This window comes from Sphingobacterium sp. E70 (genome assembly GCF_019285695.1).
GTDB lineage: Bacteria > Bacteroidota > Bacteroidia > Sphingobacteriales > Sphingobacteriaceae > Sphingobacterium > Sphingobacterium detergens.
The window spans coordinates 1331723-1352003 of sequence record NZ_CP079104.1 but is presented as its reverse complement, the minus strand read 5'-3'; the positions used below and the strand labels follow the sequence as shown (position 1 = coordinate 1352003).

Genomic DNA, 20281 nt, shown 5'->3' with positions numbered 1-20281 from the left:
GACAGCCGGACAGAGATGCTGGCTCATATCCGTAAGCTTTCCCCTCAGGATCGGGCGAATTTTTTTAAACAGCAGGTACAATTGATTGATACTGCCTAGCGAAGGTAAAAGAGCAAACCATTTATTTTAGCTTTTCAATGGGATTATCTTCAGGTGATCCCAAGGAAATTAATTGGGATACGGTAAACTGGAATCGGATGGATATCCAAAATAAGGCCTTTATTATTCCTAATCCTGATACACTGAAAGCTGCATTTGAAAGCTATGCCACTACACTCAAAGCGGTACAAAGTTTTGGTATTCCACATTCATCATTTGAGCTAGATGCTACCGATGATAAAATATCGGAAACAGGGCAGCTCTCAACCTCATTTAAACAGCTCTTTCAAGGAAATAACCGCCTTGATTCATCCGAAGTCGGCCTTTTGCCGGTTAGTCAGGCGCTCGTGGAAATAAAATATCAACTTCCACATGAGTTGGACTCATTGGTAATCGCTCCAAATGCCAAAACGGTGAAATATATGGGCTACGATTTAACGATCGATACCATTAGTCCACAGGGTATAGAACTCGATCTACCGCTGGATTTATATTACAATTATCTTGGTCACCGAGGAGAAACTCCAAATGATAAATTGGTGGAATCGAATTCTTATTCGGCGATGCCACTTTATGGACTACATCCAGAAATTCAGAAACAGGCGAAGTCGGCTGGACAGTTGTTTCAAAATTCCAAACCGCAGCGGTAGAGGATGCCATGCTTGACCGCTTCGAACCTCAGTTTACTGAAGCGATGTTTCAAGGTTTGAAAAAGTTGAATTACTATCAGTCAGCTATTGAGAAAGACCTTAAGGTATTGTTGGGCGATAACAAGAATGCAGATGTATTTGACGTTATCAAAAAGCTTAGAGCATATATTGAATCCAATGAGGAGTACCTAGGGCCTGTTGAACAGCGACTCTCCATCTCATTCCCTTATCCTGTAAAGCAATTTTTATTGTATTTTGGAAAATCAAATGAAACAATTAAAGCAGAACGCCAAATTCCTGTTTCACGTACTGCCTCCTATGGATATATGACCTATTTAGATCAGGAAGCAAAGAAATATGGTATTGTGGATTCCATGGGTAATGTAATTATTGAACCTCGTTTTAAAGAATTGACACGTAGCAGTCAAGATTACTTCTTTGATTCAAGTGATAGCATTGATTATTTCTTAAATGTGAAAGATAAAAAGCTGGAGCCTGTCAAAGCTGGTTACCGATTTGAGCGGAAGCTTAATGCGGATTTATCCGTATTTAAAAATAAAAAGGAAAATCTGGGTGTGCTTCGCAATGGACAAGAAGAAATAGTGCCTTTTAAATATACAGCTATAGAAAAACAGGGCAAGTTATTTGTTGCAAACTATACACTAAGGGGACGCGAGACTTTTGATCTCTATACATTAAAAGGAGATCTTATTGAAACCCCTTTATTAAGTACCGTTGATATGCTTGCTGATAGTAGCTTTATGGTACGTAGCAAGTTGCATAAATTCGGAGTTTTAAATACCAGCGGAAAACTGGTCATTCCTTTGGAATATGATAAAATTGAGGGATTAAAAACTGCGAATTGGGTGTACGTCACTAAAGGTCGGGAGACTTTTTGCTAGATTATCAGAATAAACGGGTTGATCTTCCCGCAAACCTGAGATATATAGATATCAGTCGGAGTGCCGAAGGGATGATTCCTTTCTCTGATTATGATGGCTACGGTTTTATTGATCTGAACGGAAAGATTGTTATTCAGCCTCAATATAGTAATATTACCGAATTCTACAGGGGTCATGCATTGGTTCGCACTGCAAAGGAGGAGTTGTTCCTGATAGATAAAAACAACAGGATCTTCAAAAAAATTGTATTACCTCCTTCTCCGGATGGTTCTCAACGCTTGATGTTGCCTTTTCAAAGGATGGCACAGGATATTTCACCATGGGAGAGATTGTTCTTGACAAGGACGGAAATGTTGTTCATGTTTCTATTGATGACCTCTACTAATAAGACAGGTAGAAACTTAAAAAATCAAAACGGATGAAAAGTAAAAAGATAGGGACTATAGGCATTGCAATCTTATCGCTTAGCATATTTGCCTGTAAACAGTCTGTCAAGCCATACGCAGAAGCCCCATTGCAATTGAAAGGGGTTGATATGAATGTGGATCTCGCAAAATTTCTAAGTAATGAGGATCTTTTCCGGGGTAAAGTCGATATGGTGAATCTCGATGTGGAAGAAAATGAAATCGTACTTGAGCGAAAAAATCTTCCTGATAGCACAGTCTATTATGTTCAATATAATGTCAATTCGAATAAGAATGACATCAATCTGGCGGATTATGGTAGTTTTAAATTTAAAACACTTGAACTCCTCACAGATCTAGCAGAAAAGGAGGTTTTTGCCTGGATGGCTGAACAGGAGGATGTATCTGCGGATGATGTGAATAAACTAGTGGATCAGATTACATTGGATAATCCCGAGGCGACAATGAATTCGAGGGAATTGGAAGGTGTTTCCTCGGGATTGCGCTTGATCTGGCATACCAAGGATAAAGTATTTCAACTTGTAATCCCTGAGATAGAATCTTTGCGTTTTGATCGGAGTAATGAGGAGTATAGTCCTTCTTATGATGACGATGGTAATCCTATCGAACCGAAAGAGACGTTTAGCAAGGAGCAGATCATTACTTTGTTTAAAGACAAATTAAAGGATTCAGCAAAAAATAAAATAACATTCTTTATTGCCAAACCTCAATTTGATAAGTGGTTCCGTGACAACTCACCAAGTTCGCGAGGAACGATGACCCGATATGATTAGTATCCTCACGTGATATTTTTTCGGATACGGCTTAAAGAAGAAGCTGTAATACCCAAATAGGAGGCCAGCATTGTTAAGGGAACACGATTTGCCAGTCCGGGATAGAGCTTTAGAAATAGCAGATAGCGTTCCCTGGCATCAAGATTCATCATGGTATTTGCTGTTTTTAATTTGCTTTCAATCACAAACCCATACAGCTTGGCCATCAATAAGGGCCAGATTTTGATCTCTTTTTCTAACAACAGGAAATTATGGATATCAAGACTCCATAACTGCGCATCAGTTACAGATTCGATATAGTCATTGGACGGGGTACGATCCAGAAAACTTTGGAAATCCCCGATAAAGCGGCCTTCGTAAATAAAGTAACGTGTAAAATCATCACCTTTATGATTATAATAAAGGGAGCGAAATACACCGCTTTCTACGAAGGCGATGCTGTTGTTAACCTTTCCACAGGTGACAAAATAGCTGGCTTTTAGAATGCTCTTCTTCTCGAATGCCTGCCTGATTAGACTTTCCTCCCGCTGATCAAGCTGACCAAATTTTCGGATAAACGCTAAAAGCTGTTCCATATTGCTTATATTAATTACCTAAGATAATCAATTCTTCTCGTTGCGGTCCTGTAGACAGATATTTGATGGGTATATTTAACTCTTCTTCCAAAAAGGAGATAAATAGCTTCAGTTCTTTTGGGATTTGTGCCCGCTGATCGATTTTACCCAAAGGGCAATTCCATCCGTCTAAAAATTTCCAGATTGGCTTTGGGGCATTGTCTACGCATGTCGGAGCAGCTAAGGTTCTTGTTTCACCATCTGTCTCATATGCTGTACAAATTGGAACCTCGGACATTCCATTTAGAATATCCGCTTTTGTCAGTACCAGATCGGTCACACCGTTTAACATGACAGCATATTTTAATGCAGGTAGGTCAAGCCAGCCCACCCTTCGCGGCCGTTTGGTATTGGATCCAAATTCACCACCTTTTTCACGCAGCTCATCGGCAAGGGAGCCCGTGATCTCCGTTGGAAATATGCCGTTTCCAACGCGTGTACAATAGGCTTTGGTAACACCATAAATCTTATCGATAAGCTTAGGCGATACGCCTAAACCTACACATGCGGCGGATGCGATGGTGTTTGAAGAGGTCACATAGGGGTAGGTACCATGATCAATGTCCAATAATGTCGCCTGAGCTCCTTCTGCCAGTACTTTTTATTGTTCTTAATTGCTTCATTGATGATTATTTCTGTATCCTTAATTTGTAACTTTTTTAAAAAACTGCATGCCTTCAGAAAATTATCATATAATTCTTGTACCGGCGGCATATCCTGCCCCAAAGCCTGTAATTCGGCATACTGTTTATTTAAAATTTGGAAAACATAGGTTTCGAAATCTTTGGAAAAGATATCCCCGCACGTACATTCTGCCGAAGTATTTTATTGGAATAGGTGGGTGCAATACCATTTTTAGTCGTTCCGATAGTGCGATATTGCGACGACTCTTCGAGGTACATATCCCAATATTTGTAAGTAGGCAATACAAGATGGGCTTTCTCTGAAATTAGGATTCGATTGATTATTTCTGTGTCAGAAATAATGGATTGAAGCTGTTCCACTTCTGTTTGGAGAGCCAGAGGATCGATCACTACACCGGTACCAATAATATTTTTGATCCGGGGATAAAAGATTCCTGAAGGCAGTAATTTGAGGGTGATCCGTTTGCCTTCGTGATAAATACTATGTCCGGCGTTTGCCCCGCCATTGAACCGGGCAATAATGTCATAATCACTGCCGATCAGATCAATGATTTTTCCCTTTCCTTCATCTCCCCACTGGAGCCCAATTAAAATATCCATTTTGCTGTTGTTTTGAATTTACGGATCAAAGCTAGGGGATAACAGGGAGGGGACAATTGCCATTTGACAAAAAAGCACAAGCGATGGTGTTTATTCCCTGAAAAATTTATCAAAGAGAAATCAGGTTGGTTTTTAACCTTGTTTTCGTCCGAGTTGCTTGATTTTAAACAACCATTTATTCCGCGTTTTTGTATCCGAAGTCTTTATAATTCCGATGTAAGTGACTTTTACTGGTGATACACCACAAAATAGTAGGGTAGATCTTTTGAGTTGATTTACACTCGGTCTACCAAAGACCAAAGCATAATACCAACCGGGCTGGTCCAGAGTTGTTATTATCCTTGCCGATTTTCCTTTGAGTAATTTGTCCCAAAAAGAGAATTTTCACGGTACTGGAAAGCAAAGCCAGGTAGAAAGAGTCTATCGATAAAACCTTTCATCATAGCAGGGAGACCGCCCCACCAAACGGGATGTACCCAAACTAAATGTTCGGCCCATAGGATATCTTCCCAGGCTTGTAGGAGATCTGGTTCGAGTTCTGTTCGCTTCTGGTATCCAAACTGGAGATTGGGATTAAAATTCAAATCTGCAATATTAATCGATCGAACCTCCGCTCCAGATTCTTCGGCACCATCTTGATATGTTGCAGCAATGCCAAAATTGAAGGATTCCCTATTGGGGTGACCATTGATGATAAGTATTTTCTTCTTCATGTTATTCTTCTGATAACACAAAAGTAGAGGTACTGGTACTTGAATTATAGGACAAATGTCTAAAAAGTAATTTCACTGCGGATTCGACTTAAATGCCGTTGTGTGATGCCTAGGTAGGACGCTAAATACTGCAACGGTATTTGTTGTACAAATTCGGGCTGATCTCGAGCAAGACCGTATAGCGTTGCAAAGCAGTTTCTTTCTGCAATTGAAAGATACGTTTTTCAAGTTCTAGGTATTGCTGTTCAGCAATCATTTTAAGATATTTTGTCCATACTAGACTTTCGGCGGCAAGTTTGTCAATAGCACTTTTTTGATGACCCAGAGTTCGGCGGGGCTGAGGGCCTGCATGGTTTCAACACTTGGTCCTCCTGTAATAAAAGATGAGTAGGCAGCGATCAAACTATTGGGAAATCTGAAACAATAGGTAACGTCTTCGGCACTTGAGGTTGTATAGTACGAACGAAAGATTCCGGATGCGATGAAGGCAACCTCGTTACAGGGTTGATTCTCCTTGACAAAATAGTCATTTTTGCTCAGCCTTCTGAATTCAAAAAGCTGAACAATCTCGGTAATTTCTTCCGGGTTAAAAAGACCTAAAGATTGAAAGTAAGCTGCTAGCATAGGGATCAAACTTAGATAAATTGCTTTAGCAATACAAAATAAATCTGCTAGGATCCACCTCCCTTTCTCATTGTGTGATTATTTTTTTGATCAATACGATTTGTCCCAGATGATAATAACTATGCTCAATCACCCCTCCATATTCCTCAGATAGGAACCATATTTCTCATCAAAAAAGGCTGGCTAAAAATTTCTGTATCAAATTGCTCGATTTTATCTGCAAAGCGCTCAGCATTTCTGATAAAATCATGCCGGAGTTCATCCCAATCTGTCTTACTGGTTATTTCAGGTAAATCAAAACTGTATTTATCATTAATTTCCAACTTTCCAGTTTCAAATGCGGCAAGCAATCCCTTTAAGTAATAATTGATGTGATAGGTGAGTGCAGCAATGGTATTTAAATTGTTGATCTTGAGGATAGCCTGTTCCCAACTGATATCTGCTAGTTGTTCTTGGTAGTTGGTATTTGCAATCCAATGACCATTTAATAAAACTTCTCTAAGTCTGCTTGCAATAAATAGCTGCTTTTCCATTTCCCGTTAAGATTTTCTATTGATAATTATTCCTTTGTTTTTGATAAAAAATTGGATTTTTTAAGGAATGTCAGTATCGTAAGGTTTATATCATTTTTATAATTCTAATTTACATACAATTTTCTTATTCTCCATCTTGGGTTAATCTCTTGTTAATAAGACTTTTGTTTTTTGTGCAAAGTCATTGTTACCAATAGATCATGTTTGCACTAACCGGAAAAATAGACCGATTTTAAAGCATAGACAGCGATGTCGAGCTGGTTATTCACACGGAAATATAGTTGCCAAACAAACTAAATAAACCTCGGGTTTTTATTGATAATTAGGCATCTACCATGCGTAAAAATCGCCATAGAAATCGGGAATATCACTGTGATAAATAGCCGCTGCGACTTCCTCAATCGGATAATCTACTTTAACTATTTTGGCTTCTATGTTTTCTTCTGTCAGCGTAACTAAGGCATAAGAAGCCTTTCTGTCTTTCTCTTTGCTTCGGCCGACAGACCCACAATTGATAAACAGGACTTCTTCAGTCCGTTGGACATAGGAGTGATGGGTATGACCCATGACCAGGATATCAATGGCTCTTTCGCGCAATTGAACGGACAGGTCTGCTTTGGGTGTTGATTCATGAATGTATTCATCATTACTATGAAGACTGGCATGCACAAGCAGGATCTTTCTAAGATGATTACCGACTTTGAACGTTAATTCAATATTGTAAGGTAATGTTGCCAGCCATTTTTTGGACAGCTGTTATATCGTTTTTGCTGAGATTGATGGCGATGTCACGGTTTACTGTTTCGATTGCATCGTGGTGTGGTAAGGGAATAATACGTTCATCAAGGCAATCCGCTGATCGTGATTTCCGAGTAAACAGGTGATATTTCTTTCCTGTATTCGGGCAATAACCTCATTTCCCCATGGGGCAAAATCGACCAGATCACCTAAACAGTAAATCTGTGTTACCCCGCTCTTTTTATATCCGCTAGTACTTCATCCAATGCTACAATATTGGCATGTATATCACTTATTATTGCAAGTTGTATCTTCATCTATCCTACAAACTTAGCCATTCGAAGCGCAACTTAACAGTATGGTTATTGTTTTTAAAAAGAAAATGAAATTGGTATTATATTCATTAAGATGAATCGTGAGTAATAGAAGCGAAAATCATATACAATATTTTAATAAGTATATATTTTACAACAGTAAGATATATACTTATTCTCTATCAAGTTGATTAAAGATTCATACCACCAGATACTTCAATGCGTTGTCCATTGATCCATCGGGCATCCTCAGTACACAAGAAGGCCACAACTCCACCAATGTCGTCAGGTACACCAGCACGACCTAGGGCTGTTACACTCGCGATATGAGCATTGGTTTCTTTGTTGTCACGAACATGTCCACCGCCAAAATCTGTTTCAATAGCTCCTGGTGCGACTACGTTCGCTGCAATACTCCGAGGGCCTAGTTCCTTGGCCAGGTATCTTGTCAAGACTTCGATGGCACCTTTCATCGAGCCATAAGCAGAAGAACCAGGAACCGCGAAGCGGGCAAGACCCGAAGAAATATTAATGATACGCCCACCATCATTTATAAAAGGAAGTGCTTTCTGGGTTAGAAAAAGACACCTTTATAATGGATATTGTAAACAGCGTCAAATTGCTCCTCCGTCGTATCCATAAAAGGAGCATACAATGCCGTGCCCGCATTATTAATTAGAAAATCAAAGTTTGATTGACCTGTTTGATTTTTTAGATGTTCGGTTATTTGTGTTATAAAATGATCGAAGGATTTTGTATCTCCGGCGTTGAATTGAAATGCCACTGCATGTTGTCCCAAAGCCTTAATCGTAGAGACGACATGATCTGCTTCTTCTTTATTGCTATTGTAAGTCAGTATGACATCAATTCCTTTTTAGCAAGATTAATTGTCATGTTTTTTCCCAAACCTCGGCTTCCGCCAGTTACTAAAGCGATTTTATTTTTAGCCATTTTTATTTTGTTTTAAAATTTAATAAGACAAATTTCGCATGAAAAGTATCTGCTGAGTTTGTGAAAAGCAAATCAATATTTGCGAAATTCAAATTATAATCGTTGAGAACGATAATTGTTTGGTGAAAGCTTGGTCTGCTTTTTAAAGAAATTAGAAAAATGCGCTATTTCCTCAAAACCGAGTGAATAGGCAATCTCTGAGATATTCCAGTCCGTTTGCCTGAGGAGGATTTTTGCTTCTTGTATAATTCTTGCGCTGATTACATGTGTTGTTGTCTTACCCGTATTGTCCTTGAGAATTTTATTGAGGTGGTTTACATGAACGGCGAGACGTTCGGCAAAATCATTGGCAGTTCGTAATTGCAACCGTTGCATCGGTGATTCTATTGGAAACTGCCTTTCCAATAATTCGATGAAAAGAGAGGTAATTCTGGTTGATGCATTGTGCATGGGGTTACTGATACTTTTCGGTTGTAGCTTTTGTCCATAATGAATGATTTCAAGAACATAATTCCGTAAAAGATCATATTTAAACCTATAATCAGAAGATAATTCCTTGTTCATCTTTTCGAAAATTCGCTCAATTTCGATGCGCTGTTCGGTTGTAATCTGGAAAATAGGAAGTCCACCAGGTTGAAAGATAGGTAGATCATCCAGTACGACACCACTTTTATTTCGTGCTAGAAATTCATCAGTAAAAACACAAAAATAGCCTTGTTGATGTTCGTCTTTGGGTATCCAATGGTAAGGAACTTTCGGTGTTGCAAATACCAATGCAGATCCCTCAATTTCGATTACTTTATCAGCATATTCGGCTGTATTCTTTCCTGTGATTAAACTGATTTTGTAATAAGTTCGCTTATTGTAAGGCATGATGGGCTTCTCTTTCAGCTTTGCAGCGAGCTCCTCAAAGCTAAATACATTGAAGTGTCCGATCTCACGCGCTATTTCCTCGGGTATTGAAGCATTGATCTCATTGTAGAACTGTTCGATTGTAGTTGTTTTCATATCAATTACATTTGCAATAATCAAATTTACCTTTTTATTCTTTGGTTGGAGATTAGTCTAATCTAGCCATTTAAAGATTGACTTCTATTTTCATTTTAATGTCAATAGTCCAATTATATTTTGCACAATATAATTTTTCAATCTACATTTGTGTTGTTGAAACAAAAACAAATTAAAATATGAAAACGTTATATACCATAGGCGCGACAGCCACAGGCGGACGAAACGGTCAGGTAAAAGTGAAAATGCTGTATTGGATCTGGCGGTTCGTATGCCGAGGGGTCTTGGAGGTGCGAACGATGATTATGCAAACCCAGAAATGCTTTTCGCTGCTGGCTATGCTGCCTGCTTTGATAGTGCTTTGAATTTGGTGATTAGACAAGAGCGGATAAAAACAGGTGAGACCAAGGTTACCGCTCAGGTAAGTATTGGACAATTGGAGAACGGTGGTTTTGGTTTAGCGGCGGAATTGCATGCCAATATTCCTGCAGTCAGTTTGGAGGTGGCACAGCAACTAATTGAAAAAGCACATCAGGTGTGTCCATATTCAAATGCTACCAGAGGTAATATAGAGGTGAAGTTAACAGTATCAAACAACGAATAATAGATGAATCATATTGCCACAGTGCTCACGATGCTTGTACTCATTGAACATGTCTATATTGTATGGATGGAAATGTTTGCTTGGGAAACTGCTGGAAGGCGTAGTTTCGGTAAAGCGCTAGCTGCCGAGTTATTTAAACCGACAAAAGGGCTTGCTGCTAATCAGGGCCTATATAATGGCTTTTTGGTTGCCGGTTTGGCTTGGTCATTTTTTATCAATGATCCGATCTGGAGTGACAATGTTCGCCTATTCTTCCTAGGTTGTGTTCTTGTTGCTGGTATTTTCGGAGGTATCACTGCAAGTAAAAAGATTTTCTTTGTACAGGGAATTCCGGCATTACTAGCAATATTATTCGTTCTTTTTCAAAATAAACAAACAATTAAATGTCCTTAATAACAGACTTACAATGGAGACACGCTGTGAAAGCGTATGATCCGACAAGAAAGGTTACACAAGAAAATATAGACAAGATCTTGGAGGCAGCTCGGTTTGCACCAACTTCTTCGGGTTTGCAACCTTTTAAAGTATTGGTCGTTGAAAATCAAGCTTTCAAAGATGAGTTAGCAAAAGGAGCCTTAAATCCGGAATGCATGCGAGAATGTTCTCATGTGTTGGTTTTTGCGGCTTGGGATAAATACACCGAAGAGCGCATTGATAAAGTATATGATTTCACTACAGATGAGCGAGATTTACCTCGTGGGCGCTTTGGATCGTATACAGATAAATTGAAGTCCATTTATCTAAATGAGGCTGCGGAACGTAATTTTGTACATACAGCACGACAAACTTATATTGCTTTAGGTTTAGCTCTGGCACAAGCGGCAGAACTCAGGGTTGATTCCACGCCGGCGGAAGGCTTTGATAATAAAGTAGTGGATGAAGTATTGCAATTGGAAAAACTTGGATTGAAAAGTGTATCATTAATGTATGTAGGTGTCGCAGATGCTTCTCGTGACTGGATCTCTACAATGAAAAAGTCAGAATGCCGAAAGAAGAATTTGTTGTTGAGTATAAATAGAAACATCATATACTTCAAACTTTAAGAAAACAATATCTTTGCAAGATGGATGATTTATTGAAACTGGACAAACAGTTATGTTTCTCCGTATATGTTCTGCATCGCGAGATTATGCAGCATTATCGTGCTATTCTAGCAGAAGTAGATTTGACTTATCCACAATACATCACAATGATGGCTTTATGGGAAAATAACGAACAAACCGTAAACCAATTGGGGGAGAAGTTATTTTTGGATAATGGTACCCTTACACCACTATTGAAACGATTGGAAGGCAAGGAGCTACTTACCCGTACGCGAAGTAAAACGGATGAACGAGTCGTAAAGATTCGTCTCACAGATCTAGGCTTGCAATTGAAAGAAAAAGCAGCCTGTATTCCGATGCAGATTTTTGAAGCTTTAAAACTGGATTATTCAGATATGCAACAGCTTAAAGCTTTGGCAGATAAAGTTGTCGCTAACGCGGGAAATGGCTAACATTTTAATGATAGATTTATTTTATCACATTTTTGTTGTTTTTAAGCAGAATAGATTATTTTTAGCTCATTCTAGGAATATTTAAATTTCATACGAAGAATGCGTTTAATTGCTATTGCCGTTTATTGTGTTTTGTTGGTTCTCTCGTTTGCAAGCTGTGAGGAAAAGAGGCGGGATGCAGAGTTATTAAAGTATGTTGCTTATAGTAATCGCGATAGTGCTCAACTTGAACTTGATCTCTTTGAAAGCCGTTTTCATGGAAAGTTACGTTTTTATAGACCCGGTGGTGAAATTGACTCGGGAGAGGTTCGGGGAATATCAAAAATGATACCCTGAGCGGTGATTATTACTATACGCCATTCGGCTGGGGACAGAAAAAAGGAGACCCTTTATTTTACTTAAGAAAGGGTCTCAATATATTTTAGGAACTGGTACCGAACAAGAATATATGGGAATTCCTCATTATATACCATCTACAATCAATTTCCAACAGGCTAAATTTATTTTTTCAGGAAGGTAGCTCGTTAAGATGTCCGGTTAAAAGTAAAGACTTACATGATACTTTTCAACTTAATATATTGTAGGAGCATAATTGTCTTGCCATCCTTGATCTCACCGCTTTCGATCATTGCTAAAGCATCATCGATATTAATTTCTAGGATTTCAATATTTTCCTCCTCTTCCTGCAATCCTCCTCCATCACTAACCTTCATATTGTTCGTATACTCCGCGATAAAGAAATGTAGAATTTCGGTAACCGAGCCTGGAGACATATACGCTTCAAATATTTTTTTGCTTCCTTGATCTGATAGCCAGTTTCTTCTTCTGTTTCTCTACGGATACAATCCTGTGGCGAATCTTGATCTAACAAACCTGCACAAGCCTCTATTAACATTCCAGATTCATTCCCATTTATATAAGTTGGAATTCTAAACTGTCTTGTCAATATAACGGTTCGAGATGCTATGTTATAAAGTAGTATTACAGCACCATTTCCACGATCATAAGCTTCTCGACTTTGTTGTTGTACAGTTCCGTCCGGCTTTGTATATTGATAGGTGATTTTTTTAAGGTATACCAATTATCAGATAGAATCTCAGTTTTTACAATTTCAATATCTTTGATTGCCATTTTTAGCGTATTAAGGTCAAGCTATAAAAGTAAGTATTACAGCCCATATTATTTTATTTTAACCCATCTTCCAAGACCTTCTTGTTTAACTTAAATTCCCTATAACCAAACGTGCCTGATTTATAGCCTATAACAGCACCAAATTCGATGTCATTTGTTGAAGAAGATTTAGCAAACACAGCTGAACGATATACATTCGATGAAGCTAAAGGTGTTTCAAATACACGGAAATGTATTCCATCCTTTGAATAGGCGAGATAATTCAAGTCCGAGGAGTACCTATCTACATTTCCTATAGCGAGACATAGAAAATAATAACCGTCAATATAGGCAGCTTGCAGATGCCAGGTCGAATAACTTTTATTTAATTCAAGCCAAGGTTTATTGATGAATTTGACTTGTTTGCTATTTCGATAGGCTGTAAAGTCCAGACCATTGGATGACACGCGCAGAAGGATGTTTGTCATGATAGGAGATTGATAGGTCGGCTTAAAATCTACTTCGTAGCTAAACATCCCAGTTTCATTTCTGATAAAAGAAGGCGATATGATATGATTGTCCTGAATAGAAGCTGGTTCATTGCTCGTGTATACAATTTCAAGTGGAGTCAATGGATTCCATCGGTTGAAGTTTGTCTTACAATAACACGCTCGGCTTCCTGATTTAGTTTTCTCGTATTATTATCGCTCTTTGCACCCCATTGTCTTAAAATTTTATTGGAAAAGAAACATCCTCTATAATATAATTCAAACTCTTTTCCATTAAAGTTCCAATCGACATCAGACCAGTAGCCTTGGTTGGGTATGCCACTCGGAGGAATATAAGAATCTTCTATAGCAGGACGACGTTGTATGGGATTGGATAAGCCTGTGGGTGTGATCCATTCTTTGCCATCATTTGATACTACAATAGTGGGATTTTCGTATAATGATGCAGCTCGATCAGAACCTAATATACCAAAATAAGGTGTAAAGACCATCCAATATTTGTATCCGTTGAAGCCTTTTGGGAAATACTCAACATCAGGATGACAATAACTTGCATTTTTACCGGATATGTCCTGGATCAATTCAGGCCGTGACGATCCAGGCTCATTCGCATTTGCTATCGTATTAATTTTTATGGAAGCCAAATCAACTGTAAATCCTGCTGGAATAGGTATTTTGCTTCTATCAATTGGTTCGGGATCTACTGGAGTGATGCGAGATGGAATGTCTTTTTTACATCCAATAAGCAACAATAAACCTAATAAGAAATAGGTGGATCTCTTGAAAAACATTGTCGAACAATAAAAATATGAAAATGTAGATACGGTAATTTTTTGGTATTACTTTCCTGTTAATTTTAATTTAGCCAAGACAAAATTGATGTATTTTTTTATTTCGCAAAATATATTTTTTAGCGGTAATAATTAAATTTATTGGTTGTTGATCTTGTTTTTAATTTTATATATTAATTTATTTTTAAATATTTTCCTCTTGTTCGCTTTTTGTGTTACTGTCTATAGAGAAGATTTAATGATGCATTTGGTTGTTTTGACCGAGTTCCTTCGTCTGACATTCTGCTAAGTTTGCTGGATAAGGAAACTCTGGTATGGAGTAGTCATTTTGTTTCGATGGAAATAGGGTGAGAATGTATTCAGTAAGGTTTTGTAATAGCTATTTGATTATGCTAACCAAATAGAGTCTGAAGAGAAAAAATAAACTTAATATTGCGATAAAACTGTTCAGATTATTTTTATGGAACTTGTTGATGAGCAGTCTGCCAAATGCAAAGTAGAGCAAAAGTACTGTTAGGCCACCAAGTATAGCGGGATTTGTATAGATATTCGTTATTCCATATTGATAAGAGAAGAGTAATAAAGCAATAATACATTGTAAAAGAGCATAACAGATATTGCCTGTTGGTGAATAACCAAAAAGTCCTAAAAATCGTATTTTGGCGATCCCAAAAATGAAGTGCGGTATCGCATTCGCTATCAATACAGCGATAAAAAAATCTATATAAAACATTGTTTTATTCTTTTTCATTATTCATAAAAAATGTCAATGACGGTATTTGAAAGGCAAAACATTCTTCCTCTTTTACAATTTCATATAATGTATGACTTTTGAAAAAGTCAATTTTTAAAGGTTTGATCTCCTTTATATCAAAAGCGAGTGAAATGTTGGCAATATGTGACGAATTCAGATCCTGAGATGTTAATGCGCGGTTTTGAACAATAATTTTTTCAAGAAGCTCGCTGGGATGAGTTGATATATGCTGAAAATCGTTGGGAATTTTCCATTCTTCAACTGAATGGCAAATGACTTCCAGATCTGGCGCATTGCTGGTGCCGGGATCTATTTTTGTATGAATGTGATCATCAATATATTGATGGCTAAATGATAGGGGATGATGTGTAAACATCATATTGCTAAATAGGCGACTGCCTAAACAGTAGAGGAAACTGCTCATGCTATTGGAGACAAATAAGACCGTTGGTTCTTTAAATAGCTTGGTATCTGTTGCAATATAAAACCTCCAATTGCTTTGTAGTGGAGAACTATAAAATGACCTCAATCCATCTGGTTTAGCTGGTCCAAAATGACCATGACGATAGGTCAAAATAGAAAATAATACCTTCCCTTGAATAGCATTCACCTCTAGCCCTTGGGGAATCATGTCTCGAATTTTTTCGATAGGTATCATCCAGTTCAAATAAACGATGTTGGTGATTTCGCTCTTTAATTTTACATCTGAAAATGGGGGCGGAAATATATTTTTATTCTCTTAAGGAGGACCCATTTAAAAGGCTTTCAATACAGGGAGAAAGTATATTTCTTTTTGATGAGCGAAACTCTTTTTTGTCAATGACATGGAATAGTAGGCTATTTATTGGAAGGAAGCTGGTACCGTTTACTGATCTCTTTCAATATTTTTTTGTAATATTTTGTTTTGTCAGATTCATCAATAACGACAATTTCCACATCGTTGGCTTTAAGTAATTGCATTTTATCAGCAGCGATTTGATGCCATTTTTTTGTGGTATAGTAAAACAGCTGATTTTGAATGAAGTCACTTTTTCTATAAAACTTATTTCGGGCACGATAGGTCAATAACCACCAGAGATCTATTTCCACAAAATCCAGCGATAGTCCCAAAATATGAATATCTTGGGTAAAGAACAGGTCTATCCATGATTGCAGCTGTAAGTCTTTTTCTGTTTCAATCTCTTTATTAAAGCCGCTTTAGATACCGTATCCGAGGTATAATTAGTGCCATTTACAACATAATCTCTCATTTTCTGAAGCTGCCCACAATAATGTTCGTACCCCAGGTTGATGGAGCTGGGACTGTCACAATCACCATGGATATGCCAAAATGTTTTGTCCGAAGTTTCATGTCGGCGAAAAACACTGTATGTTGTTTCTCGGATCAGGCTTGTATTCTTCTTTGAAGTGGATCCTTCCAAACTAAATTCATAATTTGTTGTGATGATGTTTTTAGTGGGGAGGGCCCGGATCAACTGGTGTATTTCATTTTGATTTATCTGAGAGACACTCTCCGAGATATATGTTTTAAGTTCTTTCTCATTAAGATGCTGTATCTTAATTGCATTTAGAAAAATCTCTTCATACAACATCGGAAAAGGTTTTTGCCCATTTTCCAATGCCGTTACATGATATTTTGTTTTAATGTTAGACAGCAAATCGCTCCAACTGATTCCAGGGGAAATGTTATTGATATCATTGCCAACTAACAAGCTGAATTTATCCATTTTAATATTAATACTTATTGAAGATTCCCGCTGTGACCGGTAAATCAAATGATTCTGTACACATTATAATTTATACCTGTTGAGTACGAATCTGAATCTATCGGCTGGTCTCTAATTTAATAAAAAGAATGGATGAAACGGGGCGCAGATTACTTTGCACCTTCATCTGTCCTAGACCTTCTTTTGACCAATATTCTTGTCGGAAATAGTGTTTTTTTATTTTTATGACCATAAAAATCAGTTTCTTATGGGGAATTTGATCTCGAAAATTGTACCCTGATTCAACTTGCTTTCGACAGAGATTTTTGCATTGAGTCGGTCTGCAATTCTTTTCACAATTGATAGGCCGACTCCTGATCCATCAAATTGCATTGCATTAGGTAAACGATGGAATATTTCGAAAATCCGTTCAGTTTCTTCCGCTGACATTCCGATGCCATTATCCCATATTTTATACAAAACATAATCTTCTTCTATTTGGCTGTTTATACCTATTAAGGGTGCCGTTTTATTACTGCTATACTTGATCGCATTGCCCAAAAGATTTAGAAACAGTTGATAGACTAAGGTCTTTTCTCCATCAATTGGAAGGATTCGCCCTTTCTCGAATCGTAAGTTTTGGACATTAAATCTTACACTGCAATCATCAATGATATTTTCAATGAACCGCTCCGGATAGACAGTTTCGTATTCGAACTCATAGCTTTTGCTACGGGCGAAATCGACTGTTTTATCTAGCATGTTATTCATTAATAGGATAGCGTCCATCATGTTTCTACCTGCTTTTCCAAGAAATTCCTGAGTTAAACCGGGTCTGTCCCGGATCATCTGGGCTGTCATCTGTAGTGCGGCCAACGGGTTTTTTAGATCATGACTCAATGTGTAACTGAATGTTTCCAGAACATTATTTGTTTCAATCAATTTTTCGTTGAGCGCTTGGATTTCAATGATCTTCTTTAAGCAGGCTTCCTGAATGGTAATACTTAAGCTTTTTAAGAAATTAATTTCGCGTTCTTTCCATTTTGGGGCTGTGCCTTCGACTATTTTCTTCCAGGCATTGAAGGATGTGCGGGGAGAAGGGAAATTTATAGTCTTTGTTGGATCATAAATAAGCTGCTTTTCAGGTCGTCCTGCCCAGGTTTCCTCTACCTTTACTTCCTTTCGGAAGAAATAGATTTTGAAGTCTAATTTATTTTCCAAATCTATTCCAGCAATACCAGGAAATGGAAATGTAGTCTCGTTTTCATCTTGATGTCCTTTGAAATCGGATTGCCAAAACAATTGATCAGAAATTGTTCTACTGAAATGACTATCCAGATTTAATAACATATCTTTTTTGGCGCATGGCCAACAATATGCCATTTGTCGAGATATTTAAATGCGATACCATCTGTTCGAAGGATGTCCATTAAGCTAGTGGTCAGTGCACTAATTACTTTGTAAAGATCTTTCTTTGTAAATAGATTTTGTCTGATTTCAAATGCGATACTCTTTGTTTTAAGTTTGAAGTTATTCTCTTCAATATGTTTATTGGCCAAAAACTATTTACAGCATATTGCACAATGAAAATGGAAAGATGTCTTTGTGCTAGATCAATGTATTTGGGTAGTCTATTCTGACAAGCAACCAATCCCCATAGTTTTCCGTTGATGATGATGGAGAAACTACCACTTGCTTTTACTTGGGCATTTCGAAGATATTGCAGGTGTATGGGAGACATTGCGCGTATCGCTGTCATAGAGATCTAATTTCTCAGGTTCAAAGCCCCAAATCGGGACTGGGACAGCATCTACATCGGGTGTTACCCTGGCAAATATTTTAGTATAGAGTTGGCGCGCTTGTTGGGAATATCAAACTCAGGATAACGATAGCCTAGTAATGGTTCCAAGTCGCCAACAACATGTTCAGCAATGACTTGGCCATCTCCACTCGCTGAAAATTTATAGATCATAACACGATCATAGTCCGTCACCGTAAAAATATTCTCAGCCAGAGCCTTCCAGATATCCTCACTGTCATTGATATGTTTGGCATAAAAGAATGTGTTTTTAAATTGATGCGATTGCGAACGATGTTGTTCGATCTCAATATATATCTTATTGTCAAAGGGATAGATACTTAGGTAATATGGGATTTGTTCCAGATAGATATCCGCAACATAACGGTGTTTGAAACTATCAGCATGATCGTGTAATATCTGATCAAGATCAATTGCATGTTGAATAGCTAAACAGTCGATAAACTTGGTCAAGCTTTGTCCCAAAAATACACTTTGCCTAGGTAAACCTGTTTCTGTCCAGTTTTCACTCCAGCCTATACAATTTTGGGTGGCATCAAATAGGATGAGACAACCAAAATGCTGTATTTGACCACAAAGATGTATGGGCTCTTGGTCACAATTAGAAAAATGATTATTGTCCATAAAATGCCTTTTGATATATTCTTCTAAAGTACAAAAATAAATAATTAAGGCATAGCTATTGCTGTCGGATATGTATTAACTGCATTTCGAAAATTATTTTTTGAATTTATTTACGCAAATAGAAATATCACTATGATAAAATATTGGTTATTTAGCTGTCTGCTTTTTGTTGCGATAGCTGTTGAAGCCCAGCGGCTTAATCCTGGATTTAACCTGTCCGAATATCAGGAAATGTTGCGAGTCAATGCACATATCTACGAACAGGATGGGAGCGATCCATCTGATATCCCAGCACCCGAGTATTCGAAATTGTCTTATAGAAGCCCAACCATGGGACTCAATAATTTGTATGAGTTATGGCAGCGGGATGAAAACACAGCTATTTTTTGTACGCGGGGATCAGTAGATGATAATCTAAGCTGGCTGGCAAATCTCTATGCCGCAATGGTTCCAGCTATAGGTAAATTGGAAATAGATACTAATTTTGTATTTGATTATAAATTGTCTAATGATCCCAATGCGGCTGTTCATGTCGGATACCTAATTAGTACAGCCTTTCTTTCTAGGGATATGTTGCCCAAAATAGATTCACTTTATCAACAGGGTACAAAGGATATTCTGATTGTCGGACATAGTCAGGGTGGAGGAATCAGTTATCTGTTAACGGCTTATTTCTATCAATTGCAAGATGCTGGCCGCTTGCCGAAAGACATTCGGTTCAAGACCTACTGCACGGCTGCGCCTAAACCTGGTAACCTTTATTTCGCCTATGAATATGAAAATAGAAGTTATGGTTGGGCTTACCAAATTGTTAATCCCAAAGATTGGGTTCCACAGATGCCATTTACTGTACAGCAGCTTCAAGATCTTCCAAGTAGAAATCCCGTAACACCAATAGCCTCCACGATCAAGAAGCAGGGGATAAAGAAAAGAATCGCTTTTCGGATGTTGAAAAATCCATCACAGAAAGCTGTAGTGAATTATCAAAAGATCTTGGGTAAACAGGTTTCAAAAATGGTTAAGAAATATTTGCCGAATTTTAAAGAACCGACCTATTTTCCTAGCAATGATTATGTCCGTACAGGGACACATGTTATTTTAGCTCCTGATGCGGAGTACTTCAGGGTGTTTGATGAACAAAAAAGCGATGAAATGATGCTGCACCATTCCTTGAAGCCTTATTATAGACTGGCTTTAGCGGTAAAACCTACATTTCTGTAAGTAATAAGACAGGCTGTGCATTATATCGAGCTGCCATCACAGCCGTGTTTTGTGATGTTG

General features: G+C 37.9%; 31 protein-coding genes and 1 pseudogene. 10 read left to right on the top strand and 22 right to left on the bottom strand.

All coding sequences use genetic code 11. The features are described 5' to 3' along the window. The first annotated feature begins 137 nt into the window (after nt 1-137). From KUH03_RS09875 to KUH03_RS09860, 4 genes are read left to right on the top strand one after another with little or no spacing between them, the layout of a single operon-like run. Nucleotides 138-749, top strand: coding sequence for a hypothetical protein (locus KUH03_RS09875; protein ID WP_257092975.1), 612 nt, complete (start codon nt 138-140; stop codon nt 747-749). Nucleotides 750-757: 8 nt separating this feature from the next. Next, nucleotides 758-1651: a WG repeat-containing protein gene (locus tag KUH03_RS09870; protein ID WP_257092973.1), complete on the top strand. Its 894-nt coding sequence runs from the start codon at nt 758-760 to the stop codon at nt 1649-1651. Then, complete coding sequence (locus tag KUH03_RS09865; protein ID WP_257092971.1) at nt 1645-2073, top strand: WG repeat-containing protein; 429 nt, start codon at nt 1645-1647, stop codon at nt 2071-2073. The genes KUH03_RS09870 and KUH03_RS09865 overlap by 7 nt, the downstream gene beginning before the upstream one ends. Then, nucleotides 2070-2849, top strand: coding sequence for a hypothetical protein (locus KUH03_RS09860; protein ID WP_257092969.1), 780 nt, complete (start codon nt 2070-2072; stop codon nt 2847-2849). Before KUH03_RS09865 ends, KUH03_RS09860 begins: the two co-directional genes overlap by 4 nt. 5 nt (nt 2850-2854) lie before the next feature. Here the strand turns inward: KUH03_RS09860 and KUH03_RS09855 are convergent, their stop codons facing one another. From KUH03_RS09855 to KUH03_RS09805, 11 genes and pseudogenes are all read right to left on the bottom strand, one after another. Beyond that, nucleotides 2855-3424, bottom strand: a complete 570-nt coding sequence (locus KUH03_RS09855; protein ID WP_257092967.1) for a Crp/Fnr family transcriptional regulator — start codon at nt 3422-3424, stop codon at nt 2855-2857. A gap of 10 nt (nt 3425-3434) precedes the next feature. After that, a complete protein-coding gene (locus KUH03_RS09850; RefSeq protein ID WP_257096838.1) occupies nt 3435-4058 on the bottom strand; it encodes an adenylosuccinate synthetase in 624 nt (207 codons plus the stop codon). Nucleotides 4059-4215: 157 nt separating this feature from the next. Beyond that, complete coding sequence (locus tag KUH03_RS09845) at nt 4216-4707, bottom strand: adenylosuccinate synthetase (RefSeq protein ID WP_257092965.1); 492 nt, start codon at nt 4705-4707, stop codon at nt 4216-4218. Nucleotides 4708-5042: 335 nt separating this feature from the next. Next, nucleotides 5043-5420: an NAD(P)H-dependent oxidoreductase gene (locus KUH03_RS09835; protein ID WP_257092963.1), complete on the bottom strand. Its 378-nt coding sequence runs from the start codon at nt 5418-5420 to the stop codon at nt 5043-5045. 121 nt (nt 5421-5541) lie between these two features. After that, nucleotides 5542-5676: a hypothetical protein gene (locus KUH03_RS09830; protein WP_257092961.1), complete on the bottom strand. Its 135-nt coding sequence runs from the start codon at nt 5674-5676 to the stop codon at nt 5542-5544. Between the two features lie 20 nt (nt 5677-5696). Next, a complete protein-coding gene (locus KUH03_RS09825; protein ID WP_257092959.1) occupies nt 5697-6044 on the bottom strand; it encodes a Crp/Fnr family transcriptional regulator in 348 nt (115 codons plus the stop codon). Between the two features lie 146 nt (nt 6045-6190). Continuing rightward, nucleotides 6191-6577, bottom strand: a complete 387-nt coding sequence (locus tag KUH03_RS09820) for a DUF1572 domain-containing protein (RefSeq protein WP_257092957.1) — start codon at nt 6575-6577, stop codon at nt 6191-6193. A gap of 330 nt (nt 6578-6907) precedes the next feature. Further along, the gene (locus tag KUH03_RS09815) at nt 6908-7246 is read right to left on the bottom strand and encodes a metallophosphoesterase (RefSeq protein WP_257092955.1); all 339 of its coding nucleotides are present in this window, start codon (nt 7244-7246) and stop codon (nt 6908-6910) included. A 126-nt stretch (nt 7247-7372) separates the two neighbouring features. Beyond that, nucleotides 7373-7519: a hypothetical protein gene (locus KUH03_RS48430; protein ID WP_373564801.1), complete on the bottom strand. Its 147-nt coding sequence runs from the start codon at nt 7517-7519 to the stop codon at nt 7373-7375. A gap of 301 nt (nt 7520-7820) precedes the next feature. After that, nucleotides 7821-8580: pseudogene (locus KUH03_RS09810) on the bottom strand (SDR family NAD(P)-dependent oxidoreductase). Between the two features lie 93 nt (nt 8581-8673). Further along, nucleotides 8674-9588 (bottom strand): AraC family transcriptional regulator, encoded by a 915-nt coding sequence (locus KUH03_RS09805; RefSeq protein ID WP_257092953.1) that lies wholly within the window; start codon nt 9586-9588, stop codon nt 8674-8676. Between the two features lie 253 nt (nt 9589-9841). On the opposite strand from KUH03_RS09805, the gene KUH03_RS09800 reads away from it, so the two are divergent. The 5 genes from KUH03_RS09800 (at nt 9842) to KUH03_RS09780 (ending at nt 12023) form a co-directional block, all read left to right on the top strand. Further along, on the top strand, nt 9842-10192 hold the full coding sequence (locus KUH03_RS09800; protein WP_257092951.1) for an organic hydroperoxide resistance protein: 351 nt from the start codon (nt 9842-9844) through the stop codon (nt 10190-10192). Nucleotides 10193-10195: 3 nt separating this feature from the next. After that, nucleotides 10196-10585, top strand: a complete 390-nt coding sequence (locus KUH03_RS09795; RefSeq protein WP_257092949.1) for a DUF1304 domain-containing protein — start codon at nt 10196-10198, stop codon at nt 10583-10585. Further along, nucleotides 10576-11235 (top strand): nitroreductase family protein, encoded by a 660-nt coding sequence (locus tag KUH03_RS09790; RefSeq protein WP_257092947.1) that lies wholly within the window; start codon nt 10576-10578, stop codon nt 11233-11235. Before KUH03_RS09795 ends, KUH03_RS09790 begins: the two co-directional genes overlap by 10 nt. Before the next feature lie 20 nt (nt 11236-11255). Next, a complete protein-coding gene (locus KUH03_RS09785; protein ID WP_257092945.1) occupies nt 11256-11687 on the top strand; it encodes a MarR family winged helix-turn-helix transcriptional regulator in 432 nt (143 codons plus the stop codon). 132 nt (nt 11688-11819) lie between these two features. Further along, nucleotides 11820-12023 carry a hypothetical protein gene (locus KUH03_RS09780; protein WP_257092943.1) on the top strand — a complete coding sequence of 68 codons (204 nt, stop codon included), beginning with the start codon at nt 11820-11822 and terminating at the stop codon, nt 12021-12023. A 215-nt stretch (nt 12024-12238) separates the two neighbouring features. On the opposite strand, the gene KUH03_RS48425 is transcribed toward KUH03_RS09780, so the two are convergent. From KUH03_RS48425 to KUH03_RS09730, 11 genes are all read right to left on the bottom strand, one after another. Continuing rightward, nucleotides 12239-12400 carry a hypothetical protein gene (locus tag KUH03_RS48425; protein ID WP_257092941.1) on the bottom strand — a complete coding sequence of 54 codons (162 nt, stop codon included), beginning with the start codon at nt 12398-12400 and terminating at the stop codon, nt 12239-12241. Next, on the bottom strand, nt 12397-12768 hold the full coding sequence (locus KUH03_RS48420) for an NUDIX domain-containing protein (protein ID WP_257092940.1): 372 nt from the start codon (nt 12766-12768) through the stop codon (nt 12397-12399). The genes KUH03_RS48425 and KUH03_RS48420 overlap by 4 nt, the downstream gene beginning before the upstream one ends. Nucleotides 12769-12871: 103 nt before the next feature. Next, entirely contained in the window at nt 12872-13429 is a 558-nt protein-coding gene (locus tag KUH03_RS09765) for a hypothetical protein (protein WP_257092939.1), read from the bottom strand. Continuing rightward, the gene (locus KUH03_RS09760; RefSeq protein ID WP_257092938.1) at nt 13426-14097 is read right to left on the bottom strand and encodes a hypothetical protein; all 672 of its coding nucleotides are present in this window, start codon (nt 14095-14097) and stop codon (nt 13426-13428) included. The genes KUH03_RS09765 and KUH03_RS09760 overlap by 4 nt, the downstream gene beginning before the upstream one ends. Before the next feature lie 737 nt (nt 14098-14834). Continuing rightward, nucleotides 14835-15527: a DUF2071 domain-containing protein gene (locus tag KUH03_RS09755; protein WP_257096834.1), complete on the bottom strand. Its 693-nt coding sequence runs from the start codon at nt 15525-15527 to the stop codon at nt 14835-14837. A 161-nt stretch (nt 15528-15688) separates the two neighbouring features. Next, nucleotides 15689-15961, bottom strand: coding sequence for a hypothetical protein (locus KUH03_RS09750; RefSeq protein ID WP_257092937.1), 273 nt, complete (start codon nt 15959-15961; stop codon nt 15689-15691). 29 nt (nt 15962-15990) lie between these two features. Further along, nucleotides 15991-16578 (bottom strand): SIR2 family protein, encoded by a 588-nt coding sequence (locus KUH03_RS09745; RefSeq protein WP_257092935.1) that lies wholly within the window; start codon nt 16576-16578, stop codon nt 15991-15993. A 237-nt stretch (nt 16579-16815) separates the two neighbouring features. Then, the gene (locus tag KUH03_RS09740; protein WP_257092933.1) at nt 16816-17907 is read right to left on the bottom strand and encodes an ATP-binding protein; all 1092 of its coding nucleotides are present in this window, start codon (nt 17905-17907) and stop codon (nt 16816-16818) included. Further along, entirely contained in the window at nt 17898-18116 is a 219-nt protein-coding gene (locus tag KUH03_RS09735; RefSeq protein ID WP_257092931.1) for a hypothetical protein, read from the bottom strand. The genes KUH03_RS09740 and KUH03_RS09735 overlap by 10 nt, the downstream gene beginning before the upstream one ends. Then, nucleotides 18011-18298, bottom strand: a complete 288-nt coding sequence (locus KUH03_RS48415) for a GAF domain-containing protein (protein ID WP_373564800.1) — start codon at nt 18296-18298, stop codon at nt 18011-18013. The genes KUH03_RS09735 and KUH03_RS48415 overlap by 106 nt, the downstream gene beginning before the upstream one ends. An 81-nt stretch (nt 18299-18379) precedes the next feature. Continuing rightward, complete coding sequence (locus KUH03_RS09730; protein ID WP_257092929.1) at nt 18380-19000, bottom strand: hypothetical protein; 621 nt, start codon at nt 18998-19000, stop codon at nt 18380-18382. 132 nt (nt 19001-19132) lie between these two features. Between KUH03_RS09730 and KUH03_RS09725 the strand changes: the two genes are divergently transcribed. Continuing rightward, complete coding sequence (locus KUH03_RS09725; RefSeq protein ID WP_257092927.1) at nt 19133-20221, top strand: lipase family protein; 1089 nt, start codon at nt 19133-19135, stop codon at nt 20219-20221. Nucleotides 20222-20281: the final 60 nt, after the last annotated feature.

Coding starts and splice junctions, on each gene's coding strand:
- KUH03_RS09875 (WP_257092975.1), top strand. CDS start 138: ATGGGATTATCTTCAGGTGATCCCAAGGAAATTAATTGGGATACGGTA.
- KUH03_RS09870 (WP_257092973.1), top strand. CDS start 758: ATGCTTGACCGCTTCGAACCTCAGTTTACTGAAGCGATGTTTCAAGGT.
- KUH03_RS09860 (WP_257092969.1), top strand. CDS start 2,070: ATGAAAAGTAAAAAGATAGGGACTATAGGCATTGCAATCTTATCGCTT.
- KUH03_RS09855 (WP_257092967.1), bottom strand. CDS start 3,424: ATGGAACAGCTTTTAGCGTTTATCCGAAAATTTGGTCAGCTTGATCAG.
- KUH03_RS09845 (WP_257092965.1), bottom strand. CDS start 4,707: ATGGATATTTTAATTGGGCTCCAGTGGGGAGATGAAGGAAAGGGAAAA.
- KUH03_RS09835 (WP_257092963.1), bottom strand. CDS start 5,420: ATGAAGAAGAAAATACTTATCATCAATGGTCACCCCAATAGGGAATCC.
- KUH03_RS09830 (WP_257092961.1), bottom strand. CDS start 5,676: ATGATTGCTGAACAGCAATACCTAGAACTTGAAAAACGTATCTTTCAA.
- KUH03_RS09825 (WP_257092959.1), bottom strand. CDS start 6,044: ATGCTAGCAGCTTACTTTCAATCTTTAGGTCTTTTTAACCCGGAAGAA.
- KUH03_RS09820 (WP_257092957.1), bottom strand. CDS start 6,577: ATGGAAAAGCAGCTATTTATTGCAAGCAGACTTAGAGAAGTTTTATTA.
- KUH03_RS09805 (WP_257092953.1), bottom strand. CDS start 9,588: ATGAAAACAACTACAATCGAACAGTTCTACAATGAGATCAATGCTTCA.
- KUH03_RS09795 (WP_257092949.1), top strand. CDS start 10,196: ATGAATCATATTGCCACAGTGCTCACGATGCTTGTACTCATTGAACAT.
- KUH03_RS09790 (WP_257092947.1), top strand. CDS start 10,576: ATGTCCTTAATAACAGACTTACAATGGAGACACGCTGTGAAAGCGTAT.
- KUH03_RS09785 (WP_257092945.1), top strand. CDS start 11,256: ATGGATGATTTATTGAAACTGGACAAACAGTTATGTTTCTCCGTATAT.
- KUH03_RS48425 (WP_257092941.1), bottom strand. CDS start 12,400: ATGAAGGTTAGTGATGGAGGAGGATTGCAGGAAGAGGAGGAAAATATT.
- KUH03_RS09760 (WP_257092938.1), bottom strand. CDS start 14,097: ATGTTTTTCAAGAGATCCACCTATTTCTTATTAGGTTTATTGTTGCTT.
- KUH03_RS09745 (WP_257092935.1), bottom strand. CDS start 16,578: ATGGATAAATTCAGCTTGTTAGTTGGCAATGATATCAATAACATTTCC.
- KUH03_RS09740 (WP_257092933.1), bottom strand. CDS start 17,907: ATGTTATTAAATCTGGATAGTCATTTCAGTAGAACAATTTCTGATCAA.
- KUH03_RS48415 (WP_373564800.1), bottom strand. CDS start 18,298: ATGTCTCCCATACACCTGCAATATCTTCGAAATGCCCAAGTAAAAGCA.
- KUH03_RS09730 (WP_257092929.1), bottom strand. CDS start 19,000: ATGGACAATAATCATTTTTCTAATTGTGACCAAGAGCCCATACATCTT.
- KUH03_RS09725 (WP_257092927.1), top strand. CDS start 19,133: ATGATAAAATATTGGTTATTTAGCTGTCTGCTTTTTGTTGCGATAGCT.